Here is a 26,185-nt window from a genome sequence, read left to right as displayed (position 1 = left end):
CGAGGATCCGGTAGTGCCGGCCGCTGGCCGGCTCCCCACGATGCTGGATGAAAGCGCAGCCGGCCAGCGGCCGGCACTACCCACAGCGTGTGCCCCCCCGAGTCGGGGGGCGTTCGTCAAGCGTTCTACCGGCGCTGCAGGTACCGACCGTTGGTCGGTACGGATCGCTCAGCCCGCTTTACGGCGCAGCGGCGTCACGTTGCTCGCGATCTTCGCGGCCTTCTTGGGCTTGCTCGCCACGGTCTGCGCATGGGCGGCGAAGAAATCGCGCACCTTCGGGTAGACCGTTTCGCGCCAGCGGCGGCCGCTGAAAATACCGTAGTGGCCGGCGCCTTCGACGATGAAATGTTCGCGATGCGCGGCCGGGATGCCGGTGCACAATGCCTGCGCGGCTTCGGTCTGGCCGAGGCCGGCGATGTCGTCCAGCTCGCCTTCGATGCTCAGCAGCGCAGTGCCGGTGATCGCGGTGGGATCCACGCGTTCTCCCTGCACGTACCACTCGCCGCGCGGCAGCAGGAATTCCTGGAAGACCACGCGGATGGTGTCGAGGTAGTACTTGGCCGGCATGTCGAGCACGGCGTTGTACTCGTCGTAGAAACGACGGTGCGCGTCGGCATCTTCCATGTCGCCCTTGACCAGGTCGGCATAGAAATCCCAGTGCGAACTGAAATGGCGGCTCGGGTTCATCGACAGGAATCCCGCATGCTGCAGGAAGCCCGGATACACGCGGCGGCCGGCACCCGGGAAGGTGGCCGGTACGGTGTGGATCACGTTGTTCTCGAACCACGACATCGGGTTCTGCGTGGCCAGGTTGTTGACCGCGGTCGGGCTGCAGCGCGCATCGATCGGGCCCCCCATCATCACCAGCGAACGCGGCGTGGTTTCGCCACGGCTGGCCATCAGCGAGACGGCGGCAAGCACCGGCACGGTCGGCTGGCAGACGCTGACCACATGCAGCTTCTCCGCACCGAGGTGACGGATGAATTCCTGCACATAGGCGATGTAATCATCCAGCCCGAACTCGCCTTCGCTGCCGGGCACCATACGCGCATCGACCCAGTCGGTCACGTACACGCGGTGGTCGCGCAGCAGGGTGCGCACGGTATCGCGCAGCAGCGTGGCGTGGTGACCGGACAACGGCGCCACCACCAGCACGAACGGCTGGTTGAGCATGGTGTGCAGCTGGTCGGCTTCATTGCTGTGGCGCTTGAAGCGCAGCAGTCTGCAGAACGGCTTGCTGATCTCTTCGTGGACGACGATCGGCACGCGCTCGCCCTCGACGTCGATTTCGTTGATGCCCCACTCGGGCTTCTCGTAATCCTTGCCGATGCGGTGGAACAGCTCGTTCACAGCGGCCAGGCGATCCGCGCCGGGCATCTGCGACCACCAATGATCTTGATTGGCGAAGAACTTCGCGTTGGCCTGGGCCTGGTGCACCCACGGGGCGAGCAGGTTGCGGGTCAACTCATGCAGCTGATATAGCATGACGTCCAATATGTATGGTCTTATGTTGCCGCGCAGCATAGCGCACCCGTCGCGCGGGCGCGTTAATGCGGGTCCTGTCTCAAATGTTATGGAGACTCAGGGCCCGCCGCGTTCCAGCGCGGCCGCATGGCCGGCCAGCGCCGGGGACAACCAGCAGTGCGAGCCCAGCGCGGTGAAGCCGACGCGCTTGAGCTGGCTGCGGTACCAGCGGGCCGGTCGCGCCTGGAAGCCCTCGTGATCCCCGTCGAAGTCGTCCTCGGCGGTGAACGCCTCCAGGAAGGCAACGCCGGCGGTCAGTTCGGCGAAGCCCTCCAGTGCCGGGCGCAGCTCGCGGCTGGGCACGTAGTGCATCACGTCCGAGCAGATCAGCAGATCGACCGGCGCGCACGGGCGCAGCCACGCGAAATCGCCGACCCTGGCCGGGTGCAGGTTGCGGCTGCGGCCGTAGCGGAGCACGGCGTAATCGCTGCTGTCGAAGCCGAGGTATTGCACGCGCGGCCGCAGCTTGAGCAGCGGGGCGCGCCAGGCACCTTCGCCGCAGCCGATATCGAGCACGCTGCGTATCGGCCGTTCCAGGTAGTACTCGGCACTGGCCACCGCGAGCGCCACCTTGCGCGCGAGGCGCGTGGCGCCACCGGTCTGGTCAGGCTGGTACCAGCGCTGGAAGTAGGCGGCGTCGTAGGTTTTGTCCATGGAGGATGTGCACGTGGGTGAAAGCGGCGTCTATCGTACGGCGTGGCGCACGTGGATGCGTCGTTGAGGTGCGGCGATGGGTCGCGTCAGCCGCCCATGGGGTGGCTCTACGGGGCATGCGAGAATGGCGGCCAACCTACGCCAGCCGCGGGAGCAAGCGCATGCAGAGTTATTACTGGGTCAAAACCTTCCATCTGCTGTTCGTGGTGGCATGGATGGCGGCGGTGTTCTACCTGCCGCGGATCCTGGTCAACCTCAGCGAGACCGCCGGCCAGCTGCCGGTGACCGAGCGGCTGCAGCTGATGGGCCTGCGCCTGTACCGGTTCGGCCACATGATGTTCGGCCTCGCGCTGATCCTGGGCCTGGTGCTGTGGCTGGGCTACCGCGTGATTCCGGATTTCCCGACCATGGTCGCCCCGGGGGCGGCGGGCTGGCTGCATGCCAAGCTCGGGCTGGTGGTGCTGCTGCTGGTGTACTACTCGTGGACCGGGCGGCTGCTGAAAGGCGCGGTCAAGGGCAGGGTGCTGCCGTCCTCGCGCGCGCTGCGCTGGTTCAACGAACTGCCGCTGGTGCTGTTCATCGCCGTGGTCTGGCTGGTCCTCGCCAAGCCGTTCTGAGCGATCCGCAGCGGTGGTGCCGGCCGCAGGCCGACTACCTGGGACCCGCGTGCGAAACCGGGTAGTGCCGGCCGCTGGCCGGCTCACGGTGATGCCGGGGAGGCCGGATAACGGAGGAGCCGGCCAGCGGCCGGCACTACCGCCGAGCCACGCCGCCGGCGTGCAGCACAAAAAAAGCCGGGCGCTTGCGCGTCCGGCTTTTTTCGTCTGTGCCGCAGCCTGATCAGGCCACTTCGTAGGTCCCGTAGCTGCGCAGGCGCTCGTAACGCTTCTGCAGCAGTTCGTCGACCGGCAGCTTCTCCAGCACGTCCAGCTCGTTGAGCAGCACGGCCTTGAGGCGCTTGGCCATCTGGTTGGGATTGCGGTGGGCGCCACCGGTCGGCTCACGCAGGACTTTGTCGACCAGGCCCAGACTCTTCAGGCGCGGGGCGGTCAGGCCGAGCTGTTCGGCGGCGTCCTTGGCCTTGGCCGGGTCCTTCCACAGGATCGAGGCGCAGCCTTCCGGGCTGATGGTCGAGTACACGCTGTATTCCAGCATCACGGTGCGGTCGCCCACGCCCAGTGCCAGTGCGCCGCCCGAGCCGCCTTCACCGATCACGGTGCAGACCACCGGCACCTTCAGTTCGGCCATTTCCATCAGGTTGCGCGCGATCGCTTCGGACTGGCCGCGCGATTCGGCGTCGATGCCCGGCCAGGCGCCGGCGGTATCGATCAGGGTCAGCACCGGCAGGCCGAAGCGTTCGGCCATCTTCATCAGGCGCAGCGCCTTGCGGTAGCCCTCCGGCTTGGGCATGCCGAAGTTGCGCCTGATCTTTTCCTTGGTGTCGCGGCCCTTCTGATGGCCGATCAGCATCACCGAGCGGCCACCGATGCGGGCCAGGCCGCCGATGATCGCCTTGTCGTCGGCGAAGGCGCGGTCGCCGGCCAGTTCCTGGAACTCATCGCAGATGATGCGGATGTAGTCCTCGGTGTACGGGCGGGACGGATGCCGGGCCAGCTGCAGCACCTGCCAGGAGGTCAGGTTGCGGAAGATCTGCGCGGTGCGCACCCGCAGCTTGTCCTGCAGGGCATGGACCTCGGCCTCGACATTGACCGCAGGTCCGGCGCTGGCGCTGCGCAGTTCCTGGATCTTCGCCTCCAGATCAGCGATGGGTTGCTCGAAGTCGAGGTAGTTCGGATTCATCGGAAACCGTCGTGAAGAAAAGAGGGGAAGTGTAGCCGAATGCGCCGAAAAGCCCCGTACGCCGTCGTCTGGAAACCGACGGTAGCGCAGCGGGGCCAAGGGCGCCAGTCAGGTCAGGGGACGACCAGCGCCGCGCTGCCCATCAGCGTGCTGCGGGTCCGCACGAAGGTGTTGTAGCCCTCGTTCGCCTCCTTGGACAGGCCGGAGCCCAGCGTGGCGGTCGCGGCGGTGAACGCCATCTGGGCCTGGAAGGCCTCCTGCTGGAGCTGCAGCTGCGCATCGGCGGTGGTGGCCTGCAGGTAACGGCTGTACAGCTCGCGCAGTGGGCCGGCATGGGCTTCGAAGGCCGGATCCAGCGCGGGCAGCGCGGTCGGCGCGGCGTCCAGTGTGTAGACGGGGGCAACGTAGCCCTTGGGCTGCTGGCGCGTGTAAGCGCCCGGCTGGCCCATGCCTGCTTCGACGTAGGCGATGAAATCCGGGGCAGTGAAGATCTTCGCGTTGATCCGGCCGCCGCTGGCGTCCACGTGGGACACGGTCTGGACCTCGGGGAACGGCTCGCGGACGCCGAAGCTCCAGGCCTGGTCGATGAACAGGTCGTGGGTGGCCTGGTACGGCCCTTCGAAGGTCACGCCGCCCAGCGCGATCTGGTTGTTCAGGCGGCCGAAGTGCTGCAGCTTGTCCTCGCCGGTGACGTAGATCTCGTTGGCGATCACGTACTCGGCCAGGGTCGGGTTGATCAACCCACCCTTGCCGCTGGCGTAGACGATGAAACGCACGTCGCCCAGCTGTTCGGTCTGCAGATGATGTTCACCGGGCTTGAGCTTGACCGGCCGCGAGGCGTGCGCGGCGATCGGCAGTTCATTGCCATCGATGCGCAGGGTCAGTGGCGTGGCGCCCGGATTGTCGATCTCGAAGGTCTGGGCGGGGCCGGAGCAGCCGGTGATGGCGACGGCTGCACTCAGCAGCACGGCAAAACGCTTGATCAAAACAAAACACCTGTGTTGCAACAGAAAAAAGATCAGTTCGCCCACGGCGGGCTGTAGCGCACCTTCACCGTGCGTACCGCGGGATCGGCGCGCAGGGCGTCGACCAGTTGGCTGTCCACGCGCACGGCGATCTCGCCGGCAACGTCGAGCATGCCGGCCACCGGGCCCTGCTCCGAGCCGAGCAGCAGGTCCAGGCGCAGCGGCGTGCGGCCCGGGCGATGCCGGTCGAGCAGGGCGTTGATGCGGTTCCACACCGCGCCGTCCTGGCGCAGGTCCACCCGCAGCGACAGGCGCGTGGCGTAGTTCGCGCAGATGTCTTCGTAATCCCAGACCTGGCGGATGCGCAGCGCGTAGCCGCCGTTGAACTCGTCCTCGCGCAGGCCGCCCTTGACCACCAGGATGCGGTCCTTGGTCATCAGGTGGCCGAACTCGGCCAGGCCATCGGTGAAGGCGCTGCATTCCACGCGGCCCTTGCCGTCTTCGAGCTGCATGAAGATCTGGCTTTCGCCCTTGCGGCGCACGCCGACCACCAGGCCGGCGAGGATCACCGGGGTTTCCTGGCGCCAGGCGCGCTTCTCACCGTCCTTGCTCGGACGCGCCGGCGGGATCAACTTCTCCAGCTTGCCCAGGTCGGTACCGACCAGTTCCTTGACGTCGTCGGCGTAGGGATCGAACGGATGGCCACTGAGGTAGAAACCCAGCGTTTCGCGCTCGCCTTCCAGCAGCTGGCCCAGCGCCCACTCCTTGGCTTCGGGCAGCTCCAGCTGCATCGCGGTGCTGACCGGATCGGGTGCGCCGAACAGCGAGTTCTGGCCGGAGGCCTTCTCGCGCGCCATCTGGTCCGTGGCCTTGAGCACTTCGGGCAGCTGCAGCATCAGCGAGGCGCGGTTCTTGCCGAGCCCGTCCATCGCGCCGCAGTTGATCATCGCTTCCAGCGTGCGTCGGTTGAGCTTGCCGGATTCGGCGCGCATGCAGAAATCCAGCAGCGACACGTACGGGCCGCCACGCTGGCGTTCTTCCACGATCGCTTCGCAGGCGCCCTGGCCGACGCCTTTGATCGCGCCCAGGCCGTACACGATGGTGTCGGCGCTGGAGGCTTCGAACATGTACGCCGATTCGTTCACGCGCGGCGGCAGCACGGTCAGGCCGAGGTTGCGTACTTCGGCGAGGAAGCCGACCACCTTGTCGGTGTTGTCCATGTCCGAGGACAGCGTCGCGGCCATGAACTCGGCCGGGTAATGGCGCTTGAGCCATGCGGTCTGGTAGCTGACCAGCGCGTAGGCAGCAGCGTGCGACTTGTTGAAGCCGTAGCCGGCGAACTTCTCCATCAGGTCGAAGATCGCGTCGGCCTTGGCTTCGACGACGCCGTCCTTGGCCGCGCCTTCGCGGAAGATCTCGCGATGCTTGGCCATTTCGGCCGGCACCTTCTTGCCCATCGCACGGCGCAGCAGATCGGCGCCGCCCAGCGAGTAACCGCCGACGATCTGCGCCATCTGCATCACCTGCTCCTGGTACACCATGATGCCGTAGGTGTCTTTCAGGATCGCTTCGGTGCGCGGATCGGGGTAGATGATTTCTTCCTGCCCGTGCTTGCGCGCGTTGAAGGAGGGAATCAGGTCCATCGGGCCGGGACGGTACAGCGACACCAGCGCGATGAGGTCTTCGAAGCGGTCGGGACGCGCGTCTTTCAGCAGGCGGCGCATGCCCGAGGATTCGAACTGGAACACCGCACCGGTATTGCCGTTGGCGAAGATGTCCTTGTAGGTCGGCACGTCATCCAGCGGTAGCGCGGTGATGTCCACCGGCGGGATGCCGGCGCGCTCATGGCGCTTGTTGATCGCCTTGACCGCCCAGTCGATGATGGTCAGCGTGCGCAGGCCGAGGAAGTCGAACTTTACCAGGCCGATTTCTTCGACGTCGTTCTTGTCGAACTGGGTGACCGGGTTGCGGCCGCGGCCGCCTTCGTCGTGTTCGGCGAACAGCGGGCAGAATTCGGCCAGCGGTTCGGGCGCGATCACCACGCCACCGGCGTGCTTGCCGGCGTTGCGGGTGAGGTCTTCGAGCTGGCGCGCCAGGTCGATCAGGTCGCGGACGTCGTCTTCGTTCTGGTAGCGCTGGATCAGCTCCGGCGAGGCCATTTCCGAATCCTTGCCTTCGCCCATGGCGTCCTTGAGCGAGATGCCCAGGATGTTGGGGATCAGCTTGGAAACGCCGTCGACCAGGCCGTACGGGAAGCCCAGCACGCGGCCGGAATCGCGCACCACGGCCTTGGCCGCCATGGTGCCGTAGGTGATGATCTGGCTGACGCGGTCGCGTCCGTATTTACGCGCGACGTAGTCGATGACTTCGTCGCGGCGGTCCATGCAGAAGTCGATGTCGAAGTCGGGCATCGACACGCGTTCGGGGTTCAGGAACCGCTCGAACAGCAGGTTGTACGGGATCGGATCCAGATCGGTGATCTGCAGCGCCCAGGCGACCAGCGAGCCGGCACCGGAACCACGGCCGGGACCGATCGGAATGCCCTGGTTCTTCCCCCACTGGATGAAGTCGGCCACGATCAGGAAGTAGCCGGGGAACCCCATCTTGATGATGGTCGCCAGTTCGAATTCGAGGCGCTCGAAGTAATCGGCGCGGGTCTTGCCCGGTGCCAGCGGGTTCTTTTCGAGGCGTGCTTCCAGGCCCTTGCGCGATTCGCTGCAGATCCAGCTGTCGAGGGTTTCGTCCTCGGGCACCGGATAGTTGGGCAGGAAGTACGTGCCCAGGCGCATTTCGATGTTGCAGCGTTCGGCCAGCGCGAGCGTGTTGTCGATCGCGTCGGGGATGTCGGCGAACAGCGCGCACATGTCCTCGGCGGACTTGAGGTACTGCTGGTCGCTGTAGTCGCGCGGACGCTTGGGATCGTCCAGCACGCGGCCGGAGGAAATGCAGACGCGCGCTTCGTGCGCGTTGAAATCTTCCGGCTGCAGGAAGCGGACGTCGTTGCTGGCGATCACCGGCAGGCCGCGCTGGCCGGCGGCCTGCAGGGCGAACTGGTTGAAGGCTTCTTCGCCGTCGCGTCCGGTGCGGGTCAGCTCCAGGTGCAGGCCATCGCCGAACACGCGCTGCCAGTCGGCGAGCTGTTGCTCTGCCAGGTCGTGGCGGCCGTCGCCGGCGAGGCGGCCGGCGAGGCTGTCACGCCCGGCCAGTGCGAACAGGTTGTGGCAACCGGCTTTGAGCCAGTCCGGGTGGACGGCGACGCCGCCTTCGGGGCGGTGGCCTTCCATCCAGGCGCGGGTCAGCAGCCTGGAGAGGCTGAGGTAGCCTTCGCGGTCGCGGCAGAGCAGGGTCATGCGCCAGGGCGTCATGCCTTCTTCGGCGATCATGATGTCGGCGCCCGCAATGGGCTTGATGCCCACGGTCTCGGCGGCTTTGTAGAACTTGACCAGCGCGAACAGGTTGTTGAGGTCCGTCACGGCCAGTGCGGGCAGTTTCAGTTCGACCGCGCGGCTGAGCAGGTTGGCCTGCTTGGCTTTCTTCGGGTCAGCCTGATCCGGCTTCGCCGGGACACGGATGGTCGAATCCGCCAGCGAAAATTCGGTGTGGACGTGGAGATGTACGAAACGGGAAGTGGACATGCCGAACCAATGTGATGCCCGGTCAGGGTAGCCGTGGCGGTGCACGCGAACAAGGCTTGACAGGGGTGTTGCGGGGGCGCGGGTTGGCGGTGGGGTTCAGGTTTCCGGCGGCAGCCGTCATGCGCTGGGGCCGTGCGGGGCGGTGCCCGGCAACGGCATCACTCAGGCGGGAACGCTGCTGCGGTCGGCGTCCAGGCACGCGCGCACGGGGGCGAAGCTGCGGCGGTGCTGGGGGCAGGGGCCGTGGCTGCGCAGGGCCGCGAGGTGGGCGGGGGTGCCGTAGCCCTTGTGCTGGTCGAAGCCGTACTCGGGGTGCGTGTCGTGCAGCGACTGCATGAAGCGGTCGCGGCTGACCTTGGCGAGTATCGAGGCGGCCATGATGGCGCGGTCGAGGGCGTCGCCGCCGATCAGCGCCTGGGCCGGGCAGGGCAGGCCCTTGGGGACGACGTTGCCGTCGATGCGGGCGAACTGGGCGACGTGGGCGACGCCTTCGACGGCGCGGCGCATGCCGAGCATCGTGGCCTGGTAGATGTTGAGGGCGTCGATTTCGCCGACGTCCACCATCACTACGTGCCAGGCCAGGGCGCGGTCGAGAATCCTGTCGTAGAGCTGGTCGCGGCGGGCGGCGGTGAGCTGCTTGGAGTCGTCCAGGCCGTTGAGGCGCGGGCGATCGGGGCAGAACACCACGGCGGCGACGGCGACCGGGCCGGCCAGCGGGCCGCGGCCGGCTTCATCGACGCCGGCGACGTAGCGCGGGGCGACGGTGGCCAGGGCAGCGCCGTCGAACAGGGCCAGCGAGGCGGCTGCGGCGTGGCGGCGGCTCATGCGGCGCGGTTGCGGTCGGGGCCGCGTTCGAGCAGGTCGGTGACGGCATCGGCGGCGCGTGCGGAGGCGTCGCGGCGCAGCTGCAGGTGCAGGCGCTCGTAGGTGCCCTGCAGGTCGATCACGCGCTGCGGGTGGTCGAACCATTGCAGGATGGCGGCGGCCAGTTTGTCCGGGGTGCAGTCATGCTGCATCAGTTCCGGGGCAAGGTCCTTGCCGGCCAGGATGTTGGGCAGGGCGAAGCGGTCGACCTTGAGCAGGCCCAGCGCCTTGACGATGCGGTAGGTCAGTTCGGCGACGCGGTAGCCGACCACCATCGGGCGTTTGACCAGCATGGTCTCCAGCGTGGCGGTGCCCGAGGCGAGCACGACCACGTCGGCGGCGATCATCGCGGTACGCGCGCTGCCGTCGAGCAGGTGCGAGTGCGCCACCGGCAGGGCTGAGGCGGAGAGCTGTTCGCTGATCAGCTGGCGGCAGGCGGCGTTGGCGGCCGGGACCACCACGTGCAGGCCGGGGATGCGTTCGGAAACCTGCCAGGCGGCTTCGAAGAACGGTTCGCCGAGCTTGCTGATTTCACCCAGGCGGCTGCCGGGCAGTACCGCCAGCACCTTCGCGTTGGAGGGCAGGCCGAGCTCGGCACGCGCTTCTTCGCGGTCGTTGTGCAGGGAAATGTCATCGGCCATCGGGTGGCCGACGAAGCGGGCATCGATGCCGTGTCTGGCGTAGATCGGCGGTTCCATCGGGAACAGGCACAGCACCAGGTCGGCGCTGGCACCGATCTTCTCGGCACGCTTTTCGCGCCAGGCCCAGACCGAGGGGCTGACGTAGTGGACGGTGCGGATCCCGCGGTCCTTCAGCCAGCGCTCCACGCCGAGGTTGAAGTCGGGTGCGTCGATGCCGATGAACACGTCCGGCTGCCACGCGAGGGCACGCGCGCGGAACTCGCGACGCAGTTTGAGCAGGCGCGGCAGGTGGCGGAGGATTTCGGTCAGCCCCATCACCGCCAGTTCGCTGGCGTCGAACCAGGTCTGGCAGCCGGCGCTGCGCATGGCATCGCCGCCGATGCCGGCGAACTCGGCATTGGGGAAGCGCAGGCGCAGTTCGCGGACCAGGCCGGCACCGAGCAGGTCGCCGGAGGCTTCACCGGCGACCAGGGCGATCCGCACCGGCCGGTCGGAGGTGCGCAGGGCCAGCGTCTGTTCGACGCTGGACGCCATCGCGGCGAGCGGAATGATCTCGGCGGTCGTGATGCCCGGGGTGTGCCCGCCTGGACCCGTCATCGCAGCAGGGGCCTCTCGGCGCTTTCGATGAAGTCCAGCAGGTCCTTCACGTCGGCGCTGTGGGTGGCCTGTTCGGCCAGTTGGACCTTGGCCTCGGCCAGCGGCAGGCCGGCCACGTACAGGGTGCGGTAGGCGCGTTTGATGCTGGCGATGCGCTCGGCATCGAAGCCGCGGCGCTTGAGGCCTTCGCTGTTGATCCCGCGCGGGCGGCCCAGGGTGTCGCTGCCGACCATGGTGAACGGCGGAACGTCGCCGTTGGTCAGTGCACCCATGCCGAGGAAGGCGTGGGCACCGATGCGGCAGAACTGGTGGGCACCGGCGAAGCCGCTGATGATCACGTAGTCGCCGACGGTGACGTGGCCGGCCAGCGTGGTGTTGTTGGAGAACACGCAGTGGTTGCCGACGTGGCAGTCATGCGCGACGTGGGTGTAGGCCAGCATCCAGTTGTCGTTGCCGACCGTGGTGATGCCACCGCCACCGGCGGTGCCGCGGTTGATGGTGACGAATTCGCGGATGACGTTGTCATCGCCGATCACCAGTTCGGTGCGCTCGCCTTTGTACTTCTTGTCCTGCGGCTCGCCACCGATCGCGGCATGGCCGATGAAACGATTGTTGCGGCCGATCCGGGTCGGGCCATGGATCGAGCAGTGCGGACCGATCTCGGTGCCGGCACCGATCTCCACGTCCGCGCCGATCAGGCAGAACGCACCCACGCGCACATCCGCAGCCAGCGTCGCCGACGGGTCGATGACCGCGGTGGGGTGGATGAGAGGGGCGTTGTCGCTCATTGCAGTTCTCCTGCCTGGATCATTCGCGGGTGCCGGCGCACAGCACTTCGGCGCAGGCGACGATCTCGCCGTCCACCTTGGCCACGCAGTCGTACACCGCCATGTTGCGGATCACGCGCTTGATCTCCACGTGCATCTCCAGCACGTCGCCGGGCACGACCTGCTTGCTGAAGCGGGCCTTGTCGACCTTGACCATGTAGAACAGCTTGGACTGCGCATCGCGGCCCAGGGTGAGCTGGGTCAGCACGCCGCCGGCCTGCGCCATGGCTTCGATGATCAGCACGCCGGGCATGATCGGCTGGCCCGGGAAGTGGCCCTGGAAGAACGGCTCGTTGATGCTGACGTTCTTGGTGGCGACGATCTTCCGGTTCTCGAAATCGAGCGAGATCACCTTGTCCACCAGCAGGAACGGATAGCGGTGCGGGATCAACTGCTGGATCAGGTTGATGTCCGGCAGATTCTGGTTGTTGCTCATTCCTTCTCCTTGCTCACAGACAGGATGCGCCGGGCGAGCGCATCGAGCTGCTTGAAGCGCGCGGCGTTTTTACGCCACGTGCGGTTGTCGGTCAGTGGGGTGCCGGAGGAGTACTCGCCCGGCTCATGAATGGAGTTGCGCACCACCGACTTGCCGGTGATGACGACCTTGTCGCAGATTTCGAGGTGGCCGACGACGCCGACGGCACCGCCGAGCAGGCAGTAGCGGCCGATCTTGGCGCTGCCGGCGATGCCGGTGCAGCCGGCGATGGCCGAGTGGGCGCCGATCTGTACGTTGTGGGCGACCTGCACGAGGTTGTCCAGGCGCACATCGTTCTCGAGGACGGTATCTTCCAGCGCGCCACGGTCGACGCAGGTGTTGGCGCCGATCTCGCAGTCGTCGCCGACGCGCACGCCGCCGAGCTGGGGCACCTTGATCCAATGGCCGGCATCCATGGCCAGGCCGAAGCCGTCGGCACCGAGCACGGCGCCCGGATGGATGCGCACGCGCTTGCCGAGCTTGACGCGGGTGACCAGGGTCACGCGGGCGATCAGCTCGCAGCCGTTCTCGAGGGTGCAGTCTTCACCGATGATGCTGCCGGGGCCGACGATGCAGTTCTCACCGACGACGCTGCGGGCGCCGATGGTCACGAACGGGCCGATGTGGGCGCTGGCGGCGACCTGTGCGTCTGGATCGATGCAGGCGCTGGGGTGGATGCCCGGGGCGCGCGGCGGTGCGATGTCGAACAGGGCGGCGATCTTGGCGAACGTGGTGTACGGGTCCTTGGCGACCAGGGCGGCGCCCGGCGCGGCCTCGGCATCCTCGGCGCGCAGCACGACGATCGCGGCCTGGCTGTCGGCCAGCTGCGCGCGGTAGCGCGGGTTGGCCAGGAAGGTGAGCTGGCCGGGGCCGGCATGGGCGAGCGTAGCCACGCCATGGATGGCAGTGCTGCCATCACCATGGACCTGCAGGCCAAACTGCTCGGCGAGTTGCTGGGCGGTATAGGTAGGAGTGTTCACCGGGGGAGTTTACCGTGTGCTGCCGAAACGGTCATGCGGGGCGGGGGCTTTGGGGTGTCTTGGTCGGTTTGCTGCGGCGTGGCGCTTCGGTTGCTATCGCGCGGGGTCATGGCGGGTAGCCCCGTCCAGGACGCGCCGTGAACCCATCCATGGGGGCTCGTGGGCCGCATCCATGCGGCCCAACGGTCCTGGCCAGGGCTACCCGCCACGACCCCCGACGGTTCAACGCGCGCGCGGCAGGGTAGTGCCGCCGCTGGCCGGCTCGCATTGATCCCGGACGTTCGTGCCGACCAACGGTCGGCACCTACCCGAAGCTAAAAGCCTTCCCCCAATCGGTCCCAATCCCAAAACGAAAACGCCGGGCAAAGCCCGGCGAATGCGTACCGCGTCTGGTGGAGAGCCCCCTTCTTGTTGAAGGGGGCGCGCCGACAGGCGCGGGGTTAAGGAGGCAGGACAGGCCCCGAGGTTTGCGACGCAAACCTTGGGTACGTTTGGTGGTCAATTCTCAGAATTGGCCGCCAAACGTAAATTGCAGGCGCTCGACCTCGTCGCCGTCTTCCTTCTTGAGCGGGAAGGCGTAGCTGATCGAGATCGGGCCGACCGGGGCGCGCCACAGCAGGGCCACACCGGTGGACACGCGCAGTTCGTTGGCCTTGAAGTTGTCCACGCCGGTGTAGACGTTGCCGAAGTCCACGAAGGCCGAGATGCGGGCCGACGGGCTGTCGAACAGGCGCGGGAAGTAGGCTTCGACCGAACCGACGGTCTTCAGCGAGCCACCCAGCGGCTGGCCGCGGTTGTAGCTCAGGGTCGGTTCCGAACGCGGGCCGAGGGTGTTGTCCTCGAAACCACGTACCGAGTTGGTACCACCGGCGTAGAAGTTCTCGTAGAACGGCAGGCCCGTCGCGGTGACCACGCGGGTGCTGCCATCCGGGTTGGTGATCACGCGGGTGGTGTCATTGCCGTAGCTGTCGCCGTAGCCGACTTCGGCGCGGGTGTTGATGACCAGCTGCGGGATGATCGGCCAGTACTTGGAGAACTGGTAGTTCAGCTTGTAGTACTCGACGGTCGAACCCGGCAGCGTGGTTTCCAGGCCGACGCGCTGGTAGGTACCGCGGGTCGGCATGAAGTAGTCGTTGCGGGTATCGCGCGCCCAGCCCAGCTCGGTGCGCCACGAATGGAACGTGCGCTGGCCGATGGCGTCGATGTAATCGATGATCGCCTGCGGGGTCGAGCCCTGGTAGGTGGTGATCTGGTTGCTGTCGATGCCCACCATCAGCGAGACGGTGTCGTTCTCGGTGATCGGCACGCCGAACACCACCTGCGCGGCACCGTTGGTGCTGTTGTACTGCGCGGTGTTGAAGTCGGAGTAGTCCAGTTCGCGCCAGGACAGGTTGTAGCCCAGCGAGACGCCGTCATCGGTGAAGTACGGGTTGGTGTAGGAGAAGCCGTAACGCTGCAGGTAGCTGCTGCGCGACGCTTCGACCGACACGCGGTTGCCGCCGCCGAGGAAGTTGTTCTGCGACAGCTGCACCGAGGTGGTCATGCCGTAGGACTGCGAGTAGCCCAGGCCGAACACGAAGCTGCCCGAGGTGGTTTCCTTGACGTTGTAGACCACGTCGACCTGGTCGTTGCTGCCGGTGACCGGCGGCGTTTCCACGTCCACCGACTCGAAGTAGCCCAGGCGCTGCAGGCGGATCTTGGAACGGTCGATCGCGGCCTGCGAGTACCAGCTGTTCTCGAACTGGCGCATTTCACGACGCAGCACTTCGTCGGAGGTGCGGGTGTTGCCCTTGAAGGTGATGCGGCGCACCGACACGCGCGGGCCGGGAACGACCTGCATGTTGATGGCCACCGTGCGGTCGGCACGGTTGCTGGTCGGGATCGGGTTCACCTTGGCGAACGCGTAGCCGATGTTGGACAGCGAGTTGGTGATCTGGTCCGAGCTGAATTCCAGCAGCGCACGCGAGAACGTGTCGCCGGACTTCTGGATCACCATGCGCTCGACATCTTCCTGCGGGAGGATGGTGTCGCCGGTGACCTTGATCTCGGAGATCTTGTACTGCTCACCCTCGGTCACGCCGGCGGTGATGAACATGTCGCGCTTGTCGGGACTGATCGAGACCTGGGTGGAGTCGATGCTGAAGTCCACGTAGCCGCGGTCCAGGTACCAGCCGTTGAGCTTTTCCAGGTCGCCGGACAGCTTTTCCTTGGAGTACTGGTCATCGCGGCGGTACCACGAGGCCCAGTTGTGCTCCTTGGATTCCCAGGTTTCCAGGATGTCCTTGGCCGGGAACTTCTCGGTGCCGACCAGGTTGACGTGCTGGATCTTGGCGGCCTTGCCTTCCTTGATCGCGATGGCGATGTCGACGCGGTTGCGGTCCAGCGGGCTCACCGTCGGGGTGATGTCCACGTTGTACTTGCCACGGTCGTTGTACTGGCGGCGCAGTTCCTGGGTCACGCGGTCCAGGCTCAGGCGATCGAAGGTGCCGCCCTCGGTCAGGCCGATGTCGCTCAGGCCCTTGAGCAGCTGGTCGCTCTTGATGTCCTTGTTGCCGGTGACGGTCAACTTGTTGATCGCCGGGCGTTCCTTGACCGTGACCACGAGGATGTCGCCCTGGCGGTTGAGCTGGACGTCTTCGAAGAAGCCGGTCTTGTACAGCGCACGGATGGTCTCACCGACCTTGTTGTCGGTGATGGTGTCGCCACGTTCCACCGGCAGGTAGGTGAACACGGTACCGGAGGTGATGCGCTGCAGACCATCCACGCGGATGTCGCTGACGGTGAAGGGCTCGGCTGCCTGCGCCAGGGCGGGCGCGCCGAAACCGGCAACGAGTGCGAGGGCCAGCAGGCGGCGATTGGGGAGTCGCGTCATGTCACGTCCGGTTGGAGTCGATTTCAACATTGCGGGATGCCGGCGCATAAGACGACGACAAAAGGAAAAAAGTTCATCGCGGGACCAGGCCGAGGATGTCGTTGTAGAACGCCAATCCCATCAGCCCGGCCAGCAGCGCCAGGCCCACATACTGCCCGGCAGCCATGGCGCGCTCGCTCAGCGGGCTGCCCTTGACCAACTCGATAAGGTAATACAGCAGGTGCCCGCCGTCCAAGATGGGGATGGGCAACAGGTTGATGATGCACAGGCTCAGCGACAGCAGGGCCAGGAAATACAGGAACCAGTCCAGGCCGCGTTTGGCCGAGACATTGGCGACGCGGGCAATGGTGACCGGGCCGGAGATGTTCTGCAGCGAGGCGTTGCCGGTGACGATGCGGCGCATCATGCCCAGCGAATCGCCCGCCATCCGGGCGGTTTCACGCAGGGCCACCGGGACCGCCGCAAACGGCCCGAACCTGAGTTCGGCGTCGTACGCCGGGGCATGGCTCTCGGGGAAGCCGATGCCGATCTGCCAGGTGGGCTGGCCGCGGCCGTCCACGCCCTGGCGGGGGGTGATCTCCAACGCCAGCCGCTCGCCGCCGCGCAGGACGTCGATCATGCCGGGGCCGCCGCGCTGGCCCAGCGCGGCGATCTGCGCCGGGACCTGGTCGGCGCCTTCGATGCGCTGGCCGTCCACGGCCACGATCAGGTCACCCGGCAGCAGCACGCCCTGGGCGGCCGCCTCGGGCAGGACCTTGTCGACCAGCGCCGGCTGCAGCCAGAACTGCCAGCTCAGCCCGGTCAGCTGGGGAACACGGCGTTCATCGAAGCCGGCCGGCAGCTGCGACAGGGGCAGGGTGCGGGTCCGCACCTGGTCCAGGCCGTCCAGGACCTCGACCTTGGCATCGTGACGGTCCATCGCCGCGGTGGTCAGCGCCATGCTGGCTTCACCGGCGGTGGCCACGCTGCGGCCATCCACCTTGACCACGCGGTCGCCCGGCTGCAGCCCGGCGATCTGGGCCATGCCGGTGGTACGGCCGATGGTGGCCGAATAATCCTGCTTGCCGATCACGAACATCGCCCAGAGCAGGGCGATGCACAGGATCAGGTTGGCGGCCGGGCCCGCGGCGACCACCGCGATCCGTTGCCACACGGTCTTATGGTTGAAGGCCTGGCCGCGCTCGGCCGGGTGTACCTCGACCTCGCGTTCATCCAGCATCTTCACGTAGCCGCCCAGCGGGATGGCGGCGATGGCGAACTCGGTGCCGGCGCGGTTGCGGCGCGACCACAGCGGCTTGCCGAAACCGACAGAGAAGCGCAGCACCTTGATCCCGCAACGGCGGGCGACCCAGTAATGGCCGAACTCGTGGAAGGTCACCAGCAGGCCAAGGCTGACGATCATCCACCAGACGGATCCGATGAAATCACCCATGGTGATCAGCACTGTAAGGGGGCGTGTGGGGCATTCAGGCGTGGTCGATGGCGGCTTGGGTGATCTGGCGGGCGCGCTGATCGGCGGTCAGCAGGCCCTCCAGTGTATCGGCGGACTCGGTCGACAGTGTTGACAGAGCGTTAGCGACCAGCGCGGGAATGGCAAGGAAAGCTGCCCGCCCCTGAAGAAACGCTGAAACAGCGACTTCATTGGCCGCATTGAGGATCGCCGGGGCGGTGCCACCGGCGGCCATCGCCTGCCAGGCGAGCTTCAGGCACGGGAAGGCCTCGGTGTCCGGGGCTTCGAAATCCAGCCGGCCCTGGGTCAGCAGATCCAGCCCGCCGACCCCGGATTCGATCCGCTGCGGCCAGCCCAGGCCCACGGCCAGCGTGGTGCGCATGTCCGGCAGGCCCATCTGGGCCAGGGTCGAGCCGTCGACGAATTCGACCAGTGAATGGACCAGGCTCTGCGGATGGACCAGCACGTCGATGCGCTCGCCGGGGACGCCGAACAGGTGGTGCGCCTCGATGACTTCCAGCCCTTTGTTCATCAACGTCGCCGAATCGACCGAGATCTTCGGGCCCATGGACCACTTCGGGTGGGCCACGGCCTGGGCCGGGGTGACCTGGGCGAGCTGTTCGCGGGTGCGGCCACGGAACGGCCCCCCGGACGCAGTCAGGATGATCCGGCGGACGCCGGCCCCGTCCAGGCTCGCATCGCGCGACCGCAGGCACTGGAAGATCGCGCTGTGCTCGCTGTCGATCGGGATGATCTCGGCCCCGGCGGCGGCGGCCTGGCGCATCAGCAGCTCGCCGGCCAGCACCAGCGATTCCTTGTTGGCCAGCAGGATGCGCTTGCCGGCCGCGGCCGCGGCCAGGGTCGAGGACAGCCCGGCGGCGCCGACGATTGCCGCGACCAGCGTGTCGCAGACATCGCTGGCGGCCAGCTGGTCCAGCGCCGCAGCGCCCGCATGGGCCTGGGTGGCCAGGCCGGCGTCACGCAGGCCATCGCGCAGGGCGGCATACAGCGATGCGTCGGCGATCACCGCGTGGGCCGGGCGGTGCGTGGCGCACAGCGCGACCAGCGCATCGACCTGGCGGCCGGCGGCCAGCACGGTGACCTGGTAACGGTCCGGATGGCGCGCGATCACATCCAGCGCGGATGCGCCGATGGAACCGGTGGCGCCGAACACGGCGACCTGGCGGGGAGCGGAAACGCTGGCCATGATCAGAATCCGAAGATTTCCTTGCCGAGTGCGAACACCGGCAGGGCGGCGAGCACGCCGTCGATGCGATCGAGCACGCCGCCATGGCCGGGGATGATGTGCCCCGAGTCCTTGGCACCGGCGTGGCGCTTGATCAGGCTCTCGTAGAGATCGCCCAGGACCGAAGCGAACACGGTGACCACGGCGGTGATCACCAGGCCGACCAGGTGGCCGCTGTCGATGCCGGCCAGCCAGCCGAAGCCCAGCGCCACGATCAGGCCGGCGACCATGCCGCCACCCAGGCCTTCCCAGGTCTTGTTGGGGCTGATGCGCGGGGCGAGCTTGGTGCGGCCGAAGGTACGGCCGGCGAAGTAGGCGCCCGAATCGGCGGCCCAGACCACGGCCAGCGCGGTCAGCAACCACAGGTGGCCGTTGTCACCGCTGGCATGGATGAGCACCAGCGAGGCCCAGGCCGGGACGATCGCCAGGGTGCCGGCCAGCAGCTTGAGCGCACGCGCCGGGCTGCTCGGGCTGGCGCCGAAGTTGAAAAAGCGCAGCCACAGCAGGGCCAGCAGCCACCACCCGATTCCGACCAGCGCGGCGATCTGGTACAGCACCAGCGAGCCGGCATCGGCCCACACGATCAGCACCATCAGCACCAGGTTCAGCACCAGCAGGATGGTGCGGGCGAGGGTGTCTTCGACGTCGGCCAGCTTCAGCCATTCCCACAGGCCGATCAGGAACACGGCGGCCGCGGCGGCGGCCAGCCACTGGGTCGGCAGCATCAGGATGGCGAGGATGGCGACCGGCGCCATGATCAGCGCGGCGATGACTCGGGTCTTGGTCATGGGGAAGAGGTCTCGGTGGCCAAGGCGGCGATCTGGGCGCTGGTCAGGCCGAAACGGCGTTCACGCGAGGCATAGGCGTCGATCGCCTGCTGCAGGACGGCGGCATCGAACTCGGGCCACAGTACGTCGGTGAACCACAGTTCGGTGTAGGCCAGCTGCCAGAGCAGGAAATTGCTGATGCGGGTGTCGCCACCGGTGCGGATGAACAGGTCCGGCGGCGGCAGGTCGGCCAGAGCGACGCGGCTGCTGAGCATCGCCTCGTCGATCTGCTCGGGCAGCAGCCGGCCGGCCGCGACCTCGGCCGCCAGTTCGCGCGCGGCGCGGGCGATGTCCTGGCGGCCGCCGTAGCTGGCGGCGATGCTCAGGGTGAGCGCGCGGTTGTCGGCCGTGCGCTGCTCGGCCAGCTGCATGCGGCTGACCAGCCCGGCGCCGAAACGCTCGCGCTCGCCGATGAAACGCACGCGCACGCCACGGCGATGCAGCTCGTCCACTTCGCGGTCGAGGGCATTGAGGAACAGCTTCATCAACGCATCGACTTCATCGGTCGGCCGGCCCCAGTTCTCACTGGAGAAGGCGAACAGGGTCAGCGCGGCGATGCCGTGGTCGAGGCAGAAATCGATGGTGCGGTTGACCGCGCGCGCGCCGGCACGATGGCCGATCACGCGCGGGCGACGACGCTTCTGTGCCCAGCGCCCGTTGCCATCCATGATGATGGCGACGTGGCGCGGCATGGGCGCGGCAGAGCCGCTGGTCGGGGCCTGGGACATGGGGCTCAGACCGCCATCAGTTCCTTTTCTTTCTCGGCGACAACACTGTCGACGTCCTTGATGGACTTGTCGGTCAGCTTCTGGATGTCGTCTTCGCCGCGCTTCTTGTCGTCTTCGCTGATCGCCTTGTCCTTGATCAGGCTGGCGATCGCCTTGTTGGCGTCCTGGCGGATGTTGCGGATGGCGATCTTGGCGCCTTCGCCTTCCTTCTGCACCTGCTTGCCCAGCTCCTTGCGGCGCTCTTCGGTCGGCGGCGGCAGGTTCAGGCGGATGACGGTGCCGGCCACGTTCGGGGTCAGGCCGAGGTCGGAGGCGTAGATCGCCTTCTCGACGTCCTTGATCATGCCCTTGTCGAACAGCGTGATGACCAGCGAGTGGCCTTCGGAAACGCTGATCGAAGCGACCTGGTTGAGGGGGGTGTCGGTGCCGTAGGCCTTGACGGTGATGCGATCCAGCAGGGCCGGGGAAGCACGGCCGGTGCGGATGGAGGTGAGGGTGTGCTTCAGAGCATCGATGCTCTTTGCCATGCGCGTCTGCGCGTCCTGCTTGATTTCGTTGAGCATCGCCCGAATCCTGGATGTCACTGGGAATCGGGCGATTATAGGCGAATACCGACCCTTTCCGGGCCGTTCCGGGCGCCCGGCGTGGGGCGCCGCTCAGGCTCAGGCGTTGTCGCGGCCCTGGACCAGGGTCCCGATGTTGTCGCCGTGCAGGATCTTGAGCAACTCGCCCGGCTGGCCCATGTCGAACACGCGCAGCGGCAGATCGCTGTCGCGGGCCAGCGCGAAGGCGGCCGTATCCATCACTTCCAGGCCGCGGCGGATCACTTCGTCGTAGGTCAGGCTGTCGAAACGGACCGCATCGCTGTACTTGTTCGGGTCCTTGTCGTACACGCCGTCGACCTTGGTGGCCTTCAGCAGCAGGTCCGCGCCGATTTCGATCGCGCGCAGGGCAGCGCCGGAATCGGTGGTGAAGAACGGGCTGCCGACGCCGGCGGCGAAGATCACCAGGCGGCCCTTTTCGAGGTGGCGGATGGCGCGGCGACGGATGTAATCCTCGCAGACGTCGTTGATCTTGATCGCGCTCATCACGCGGGCCTTGGCGCCCAGCTTCTCCAGGGCGTCCTGCATGGCCAGCGCGTTGATCACGGTGGCGAGCATGCCCATCTGGTCACCGGTGACCCGGTCCATGCCGCCGGCCGCCAGGCCGGCACCGCGGAAAATGTTGCCGCCGCCGATCACCAGCGCCACTTCGGCACCGGCTGCCTGCGCTTCCATCACTTCGCGGGCGAGGCGGTGGATCACCTTGGGGTCGATGCCGTAGTCCTCGTCTCCCATCAGCGCCTCCCCGGAAACTTTCAACAGGATGCGGCGATAGGCGAGCTTTGACATGGCGATCTCTGGGTGCGTGGAAAACGCCCGGATTCTACTGGAAGCCGGGCCATCGGGCAGCATAAATTTGCTGCACTGCGGCGTATGGAGGCGCCGCGGCGGCCATGGACACGGCCCCGCGTGCGGGGCCGGCTCAGGCCGGCGCGGTGCTCGGCGAGCGGGCGATGACCCGGTTGCGGCCCAGGTTCTTGGAGCGGTACAGCACGTCGTCGGCGGCCTTCAGCAGGTCCTGAACATCGGCGAAACGCTCATACCCCCCTTGGGTGGCGACGCCGGCCGAGAAGGTGACGAACAGCGGGCCGCTGGCGACCTCGGCCATCGGCGTGTTGACGATGGTGGCCAGCACCCGCCGTACCACTTCAAGGGCGACCGGCTCGGTGGTGTTGGGCAGCAGCGCGATGAATTCCTCGCCGCCGAAGCGCGCCACGGTATCGCTGTTGCGCAGTTGCTCCTGCAGCTTCGTGGCGAACATGCGCAGCACTTGGTCGCCCATGAGGTGGCCGTGGGCGTCGTTGATCTTCTTGAAGTCGTCCAGGTCGATGAAGGCGACCGACAGCGGCCACCCATGCCGGGTCGCGCGCAGGAACTCCTGTTCCAGCACGGCCTCGAGCTGGCGGCGGTTCAGCACGCCGGTCAGGGCATCGCGGTGGGCCTGTTCGGCCAGCCGGTTGGCCCGGGCTTCGAATTCGTCCGCACGCTGGCGGGCCAGGGCGGCGTCCTGCATCTCGCGCAGGTTGCGCAGGGTGGCCAGCTCTTGGGCGTGGTCGATCAGCTGCTGCACGCGGGAGGGCGAGAACAGCGGGGTTTCGAACAGCGTGCTGATGTCCGGCAGCGATTCGCCGATGCGGGCCAGCACCTGGTCGAACTGGGCGCTGTCCAGCCCGAGGGTGTCGTGCATCTGCTGCAGGGCGTGTTCGCGCGCGGCATCGGCATCGGGGCCGAGCCAGATATCGGCCACGGCGCCGGACAGCGCCACGCAGTTCTGGAAATTGTCGTCGCTGGTGGCGGGCGATTCGCTGTGCGCGATGCTGTCCACCAGATAGCGCGGCAGGCCCCACTCTTCGGCGACCCACGCGCCGACATCGGCATGGGTGCACTGCAGGTGCTCGCGCTCCAGCGCGACCAGGGCGTCGTTGTCGGCCGCCTGGCGCAGCAGCGGCAGGTAGGTCTCCGGTTGCGCCTGGGCGAGCGCCAGCACGCCGATGTCCTGCAGCAGGCCGGCGAGCATCAGTTCCTCGGCCTTGCGCAGGCCACGGGCCTGGCCCAGCAGGCTGGCGGCCAGTGCGCTGAGGATGCTGCGGCGCCAGGCGCGCTCACGCAGGTCCTGGCCGTCGCCGACCGCGGTCAGGTTCTGGGTCACGGTGAAGCCCAGCGCGAGGCTGACCGTGGCGTTGAGGCCGAGCATGGTCAGCGCCTGGCCGAGGTTTTCGATCCGGCGCCGGCTGGCATACAGCGGCGAATTGGCGATGCGCAGCATGCGGGCGCTCAGCGCCATGTCGATGGCGATGATGTCCGCGGCGGTGGTGATGTCCGCTTCCGGATCCTGCGCCAGTTCGATGATGCGCAGGGCAATACCGGGCGGGGAGGGCAGGTTGCGGCAGAGCGCCAGGGCGGCTGTCAGCTCGGGAGGCATGGCGGGGCTTTCAGTATGTTGGGGCAAGAATACCTGAGGTACATCACAGTTTCGTCCTTGATTTCTTGCGTTGACGCGGCAGATCAGTTTGGGAGTATTGCCCCGTTCCGGCACACAAAGCAAAGCCAGGGGTGGATTCGCGTGCAGTACGGCAGGCGCGGACCTTCGCTCCGTCACCCTTTGCAACACCGGGAGGCTACCATCGCGCTCCCGTCCACATGGAAGACCAGCGCAATGACCGTACGTACCCTCGACCAGTTCCTCGCCACCACCCAGGAAAAGGATGTCAGTGCCGACGCCTTCGAGCTGGAGAATCCGCACCTGCTGGAAGTCCGTCTGGACGGCATGGTCTGGGCCAAGTCCGGCGCCATGGTCGCGCGCAAGGGCGCGGTCAAGTTCACCCGCGAAGGCATCCTGGAACAGGGGTTGGGCACGCTGTTGAAGAAGATGGCCAGTGGCGAAGGGCTGAAGCTGATGAAGGCTGAAGGTCAGGGCCGCGTCTACCTGGCCGATGCCGGCAAGCAGATCACCCTGCTGCGCCTGGGCGGCGAATCGATCTTCGTCAATGGCAATGATGTGCTGGCGTTCGAGTCCGGCGTGCAGTCGAAGATCACGATGATGCGCAAAGTCGCCGGCATGCTCTCCGGGGGGCTGTTCAACATCCGTCTGAGTGGCCACGGTATCGTGGCGATCACCTCGCACTACGAACCGCTGACCCTGCCGGTCAATGCCCAGACCGGGCCGATCTTCACCGATCCGAATGCCACCGTGGCCTGGGCCGGCACCCTGACCCCGGAGCTGGTCACCGACATTTCGCTGGGGACGCTGCTCGGCCGCGGCTCGGGCGAGAGCCTGCAGATGCGGTTCGCCGGTGAAGGCTGGGTGGTGGTGCAGCCCTACGAGGAAGTCACCTTCCAGGCCAAGGGTTGAGCCCAGTCCTGCAAGCCCTTTGGGCATGAAAAAGCCCGGCGCAAGCCGGGCTTTTTCGTCGTACAGGGACTGCGTTGCGGCAGTCCTGCGATGGATCAGGCCAGGCCGGCCTGCTTCATCACTTCGGCGGCGTAGTCTTCCACCACCTTCTCGATGCCTTCGCCGACCGCCAGGCGCTGGAAGCCGATCACTTCGGCACCGGCGGCCTTCAGGACCTGCTCGACCGACTGGTTGGTGTCCAGCACGTACGGCTGGCCGTACAGGGTCACTTCGTTGACGATCTTGGCGATCTTGCCGCTGATGATCTTTTCCAGGATATCGGCCGGCTTGGACTTGTCCTTGTCGGACATCTTGGCCAGTTCGATTTCCTTTTCCTTGGCGACGAACTCGGCCGGCACATCGGCCGCCTTGTTGTGCGGCGGGTTCATGGCAGCCACGTGCATGGCCAGGCCACGGGCCAGCTCTTCGCTGCCACCGGCCAGTTCAACCAGCACGCCGATGCGGCCGCCGTGCACGTAGGCAGCGACGTTGTTGGTCGATTCCAGGCGCACGATGCGACGCACGTCGACCTTCTCGCCGACCTTGGCGATGACGGCGGCGCGGGCTTCTTCGATCGTCTCGCCGGACGGCAGCTTGGCGGCCTTCAGGGCGTCGATGTCGGCAGCGCCCGAGCTCAGCGCGGTGCCGGCGACAGCCTTGGTGAAGTCCAGGAAGTTGCTGTCCTTGGCGACGAAGTCGGTTTCGGAGTTGACTTCGACCAGCACGGCCTTGCCGCCGTCTTGGGCCGCCACGATGATGCCTTCGGCAGCCACGCGGTCAGCCTTCTTGTCGGCCTTGGCCAGGCCGGACTTGCGCAGCCATTCGGCCGAGGCGTCGATGTCGCCGCCGTTTTCGACGAGTGCCTTCTTGCACTCCATCATGCCGGCGCCAGTGCGCTCGCGCAGTTCCTTGACCAGGGAAGCAGTGATTTCCACGGGATTTCCTCACGAAAGAAAGGGGTTGGGCCGGCATGGTGGCCGGCCCGTGTGACAGTGTCCTGTCGTCGCGCCATCGGCAGCGGACAGGAACGGTGGGCGCGCTGCGCCCACCGTGGGCCTGGATCAGGCCTGGGCTTCGCCAGCGGCCGGAGCGTCGGCAGCCGGGGCTTCAGCGGCGGCCGGAGCGGCAGCAGCGGCAGCAGCCTTCTTGGCCGGAGCGCGGCGGGCCGGCTTGGCTTCTTCGGTGGCGGCAGCGTCGGCGAACTCTTCTTCGCGGACGGTGGCAGCGTGCGGAGCAGCAGCCTTGCCTTCCAGCACGGCGTCGGCAGCGGCGCGGGCGTACAGCTGCACAGCGCGGATGGCGTCGTCGTTGCCCGGGATCGCGTAATCGACCAGTTCCGGGTTGTAGTTGGTATCGACGACAGCGATCACCGGGATGCCGAGCTTCTTGGCTTCCTTGATGGCGATGTCTTCGTGGCCGATATCGATGACGAAGATCGCGTCGGGCAGACGGTTCATGTCCTTGATGCCGCCCAGCGAGGCTTCCAGCTTGTCGCGCTCGCGACGCAGGCCCAGCACTTCGTGCTTGACCAGCTTGTCGAAGCTGCCGTCGGTCTCACCGGCTTCCAGTTCCTTCAGGCGGGCAACCGACTGCTTCACGGTACGGAAGTTGGTCAGGGTGCCGCCCAGCCAACGCTGGTTCATGAAGGGCATGCCGCAACGCTCGGCTTCTTCACGGATCGACTCGCGGGCGCTGCGCTTGGTGCCCAGGAACAGGATGGTGCCGCGCTTCTGCGCAACGCTGGAAATGAAGTTCATCGCGTCATTGAAGAGCGGAACGGTCTTTTCCAGGTTGATGATGTGGATCTTGCCGCGGGCGCCGAAGATGTACTGGCCCATCTTGGGGTTCCAGTAACGGGTCTGGTGGCCGAAATGGACGCCGGCTTCCAGCATCTGACGCATGGTGACCTGGGGCATTGCAGTAACTCCTGATAGGGAACCGGCCGCCACGGGTAATAGTTGGGCGGTCCGCCGCAAGGCGGGGGTTCCGGGGTTTGGCTTCCCTGTCGCTTCCGTGACCGAACTCCTTGCGGAGCACCCCGGCACGGATATGGGCGGCAGGTGTGGATTCACCGGTGACGTCCGGTGTTGACGTGTTTCCTGCTTCG

At 66.8% G+C, this 26,185-nt stretch carries 21 protein-coding genes and 1 pseudogene; 2 read left to right on the top strand and 20 right to left on the bottom strand.

Features of this window, described 5'->3' with window-relative positions; all coding sequences use genetic code 11:
* Nucleotides 1-168 precede the first annotated feature (168 nt).
* Together phaZ and HDC96_RS07605 are read right to left on the bottom strand one after the other, a co-directional pair.
* Nucleotides 169-1,524: a polyhydroxyalkanoate depolymerase gene (gene phaZ, locus HDC96_RS07610; protein ID WP_179459392.1), complete on the bottom strand. Its 1,356-nt coding sequence runs from the start codon at nt 1,522-1,524 to the stop codon at nt 169-171.
* A 57-nt stretch (nt 1,525-1,581) separates the two neighbouring features.
* A complete protein-coding gene (locus tag HDC96_RS07605) occupies nt 1,582-2,178 on the bottom strand; it encodes a class I SAM-dependent methyltransferase (protein WP_179459391.1) in 597 nt (198 codons plus the stop codon).
* 161 nt (nt 2,179-2,339) lie between these two features.
* Here HDC96_RS07605 and HDC96_RS07600 point away from each other — a divergent pair, with 161 nt between their 5' ends.
* Nucleotides 2,340-2,795 carry a CopD family protein gene (locus tag HDC96_RS07600; protein WP_179459390.1) on the top strand — a complete coding sequence of 152 codons (456 nt, stop codon included), beginning with the start codon at nt 2,340-2,342 and terminating at the stop codon, nt 2,793-2,795.
* A gap of 223 nt (nt 2,796-3,018) precedes the next feature.
* Here HDC96_RS07600 and HDC96_RS07595 read toward each other — a convergent pair whose 3' ends face one another.
* The 16 genes and pseudogenes from HDC96_RS07595 to HDC96_RS07520 form a co-directional block, all read right to left on the bottom strand.
* Nucleotides 3,019-3,978 carry an acetyl-CoA carboxylase carboxyltransferase subunit alpha gene (locus tag HDC96_RS07595; RefSeq protein ID WP_179459389.1) on the bottom strand — a complete coding sequence of 320 codons (960 nt, stop codon included), beginning with the start codon at nt 3,976-3,978 and terminating at the stop codon, nt 3,019-3,021.
* 113 nt (nt 3,979-4,091) lie between these two features.
* Entirely contained in the window at nt 4,092-4,964 is an 873-nt protein-coding gene (locus tag HDC96_RS07590; RefSeq protein ID WP_179459388.1) for a hypothetical protein, read from the bottom strand.
* 32 nt (nt 4,965-4,996) lie between these two features.
* The gene (gene dnaE / locus HDC96_RS07585; RefSeq protein WP_179459387.1) at nt 4,997-8,578 is read right to left on the bottom strand and encodes a DNA polymerase III subunit alpha; all 3,582 of its coding nucleotides are present in this window, start codon (nt 8,576-8,578) and stop codon (nt 4,997-4,999) included.
* 162 nt (nt 8,579-8,740) lie between these two features.
* The gene (locus HDC96_RS07580; protein WP_176989969.1) at nt 8,741-9,403 is read right to left on the bottom strand and encodes a ribonuclease HII; all 663 of its coding nucleotides are present in this window, start codon (nt 9,401-9,403) and stop codon (nt 8,741-8,743) included.
* Nucleotides 9,400-10,572, bottom strand: a pseudogene (lpxB, locus tag HDC96_RS07575) (lipid-A-disaccharide synthase); the annotation flags it as partial. The gene HDC96_RS07580 and the pseudogene lpxB, both read right to left, overlap by 4 nt.
* 104 nt (nt 10,573-10,676) lie before the next feature.
* Nucleotides 10,677-11,468: an acyl-ACP--UDP-N-acetylglucosamine O-acyltransferase gene (gene lpxA, locus HDC96_RS07570; protein WP_179459385.1), complete on the bottom strand. Its 792-nt coding sequence runs from the start codon at nt 11,466-11,468 to the stop codon at nt 10,677-10,679.
* A gap of 19 nt (nt 11,469-11,487) precedes the next feature.
* Nucleotides 11,488-11,943 carry a 3-hydroxyacyl-ACP dehydratase FabZ gene (gene fabZ / locus HDC96_RS07565; RefSeq protein WP_179459384.1) on the bottom strand — a complete coding sequence of 152 codons (456 nt, stop codon included), beginning with the start codon at nt 11,941-11,943 and terminating at the stop codon, nt 11,488-11,490.
* Nucleotides 11,940-12,962: a UDP-3-O-(3-hydroxymyristoyl)glucosamine N-acyltransferase gene (lpxD, locus tag HDC96_RS07560; RefSeq protein WP_179459383.1), complete on the bottom strand. Its 1,023-nt coding sequence runs from the start codon at nt 12,960-12,962 to the stop codon at nt 11,940-11,942. Before lpxD ends, fabZ begins: the two co-directional genes overlap by 4 nt.
* A gap of 505 nt (nt 12,963-13,467) precedes the next feature.
* A complete protein-coding gene (gene bamA, locus HDC96_RS07555; protein WP_176989966.1) occupies nt 13,468-15,834 on the bottom strand; it encodes an outer membrane protein assembly factor BamA in 2,367 nt (788 codons plus the stop codon).
* 73 nt (nt 15,835-15,907) lie between these two features.
* On the bottom strand, nt 15,908-17,266 hold the full coding sequence (gene rseP, locus HDC96_RS07550) for an RIP metalloprotease RseP (protein ID WP_179459382.1): 1,359 nt from the start codon (nt 17,264-17,266) through the stop codon (nt 15,908-15,910).
* A gap of 34 nt (nt 17,267-17,300) precedes the next feature.
* Nucleotides 17,301-18,491: a 1-deoxy-D-xylulose-5-phosphate reductoisomerase gene (locus tag HDC96_RS07545; protein WP_179459381.1), complete on the bottom strand. Its 1,191-nt coding sequence runs from the start codon at nt 18,489-18,491 to the stop codon at nt 17,301-17,303.
* Between the two features lie 2 nt (nt 18,492-18,493).
* A complete protein-coding gene (locus HDC96_RS07540; protein WP_176989963.1) occupies nt 18,494-19,318 on the bottom strand; it encodes a phosphatidate cytidylyltransferase in 825 nt (274 codons plus the stop codon).
* Entirely contained in the window at nt 19,315-20,049 is a 735-nt protein-coding gene (gene uppS / locus HDC96_RS07535) for a polyprenyl diphosphate synthase (protein ID WP_179459647.1), read from the bottom strand. The genes HDC96_RS07540 and uppS overlap by 4 nt, the downstream gene beginning before the upstream one ends.
* A gap of 41 nt (nt 20,050-20,090) precedes the next feature.
* Nucleotides 20,091-20,648 (bottom strand): ribosome recycling factor, encoded by a 558-nt coding sequence (gene frr / locus HDC96_RS07530; RefSeq protein ID WP_123728764.1) that lies wholly within the window; start codon nt 20,646-20,648, stop codon nt 20,091-20,093.
* A 99-nt stretch (nt 20,649-20,747) separates the two neighbouring features.
* Nucleotides 20,748-21,476 (bottom strand): UMP kinase, encoded by a 729-nt coding sequence (gene pyrH / locus HDC96_RS07525; protein WP_019184398.1) that lies wholly within the window; start codon nt 21,474-21,476, stop codon nt 20,748-20,750.
* Nucleotides 21,477-21,609: 133 nt separating this feature from the next.
* Nucleotides 21,610-23,109 carry a GGDEF domain-containing protein gene (locus tag HDC96_RS07520; protein WP_179459380.1) on the bottom strand — a complete coding sequence of 500 codons (1,500 nt, stop codon included), beginning with the start codon at nt 23,107-23,109 and terminating at the stop codon, nt 21,610-21,612.
* A gap of 234 nt (nt 23,110-23,343) precedes the next feature.
* Here HDC96_RS07520 and HDC96_RS07515 point away from each other — a divergent pair, with 234 nt between their 5' ends.
* Nucleotides 23,344-24,039 (top strand): AIM24 family protein, encoded by a 696-nt coding sequence (locus HDC96_RS07515; protein ID WP_179459379.1) that lies wholly within the window; start codon nt 23,344-23,346, stop codon nt 24,037-24,039.
* Between the two features lie 95 nt (nt 24,040-24,134).
* Here the strand turns inward: HDC96_RS07515 and tsf are convergent, their stop codons facing one another.
* The gene (gene tsf, locus HDC96_RS07510; RefSeq protein WP_179459378.1) at nt 24,135-25,013 is read right to left on the bottom strand and encodes a translation elongation factor Ts; all 879 of its coding nucleotides are present in this window, start codon (nt 25,011-25,013) and stop codon (nt 24,135-24,137) included.
* 126 nt (nt 25,014-25,139) lie between these two features.
* The gene (gene rpsB / locus HDC96_RS07505; protein WP_179459377.1) at nt 25,140-25,994 is read right to left on the bottom strand and encodes a 30S ribosomal protein S2; all 855 of its coding nucleotides are present in this window, start codon (nt 25,992-25,994) and stop codon (nt 25,140-25,142) included.
* Nucleotides 25,995-26,185 lie beyond the last annotated feature (191 nt).

It is taken from the genome of Stenotrophomonas sp. JAI102 (assembly GCF_013409105.1).
GTDB classification, from domain to species: domain Bacteria; phylum Pseudomonadota; class Gammaproteobacteria; order Xanthomonadales; family Xanthomonadaceae; genus Stenotrophomonas; species Stenotrophomonas maltophilia_AA.
The sequence above is the reverse complement of the archived record's forward strand: the minus strand, read 5'-3'. Positions and strand labels throughout refer to the sequence as shown.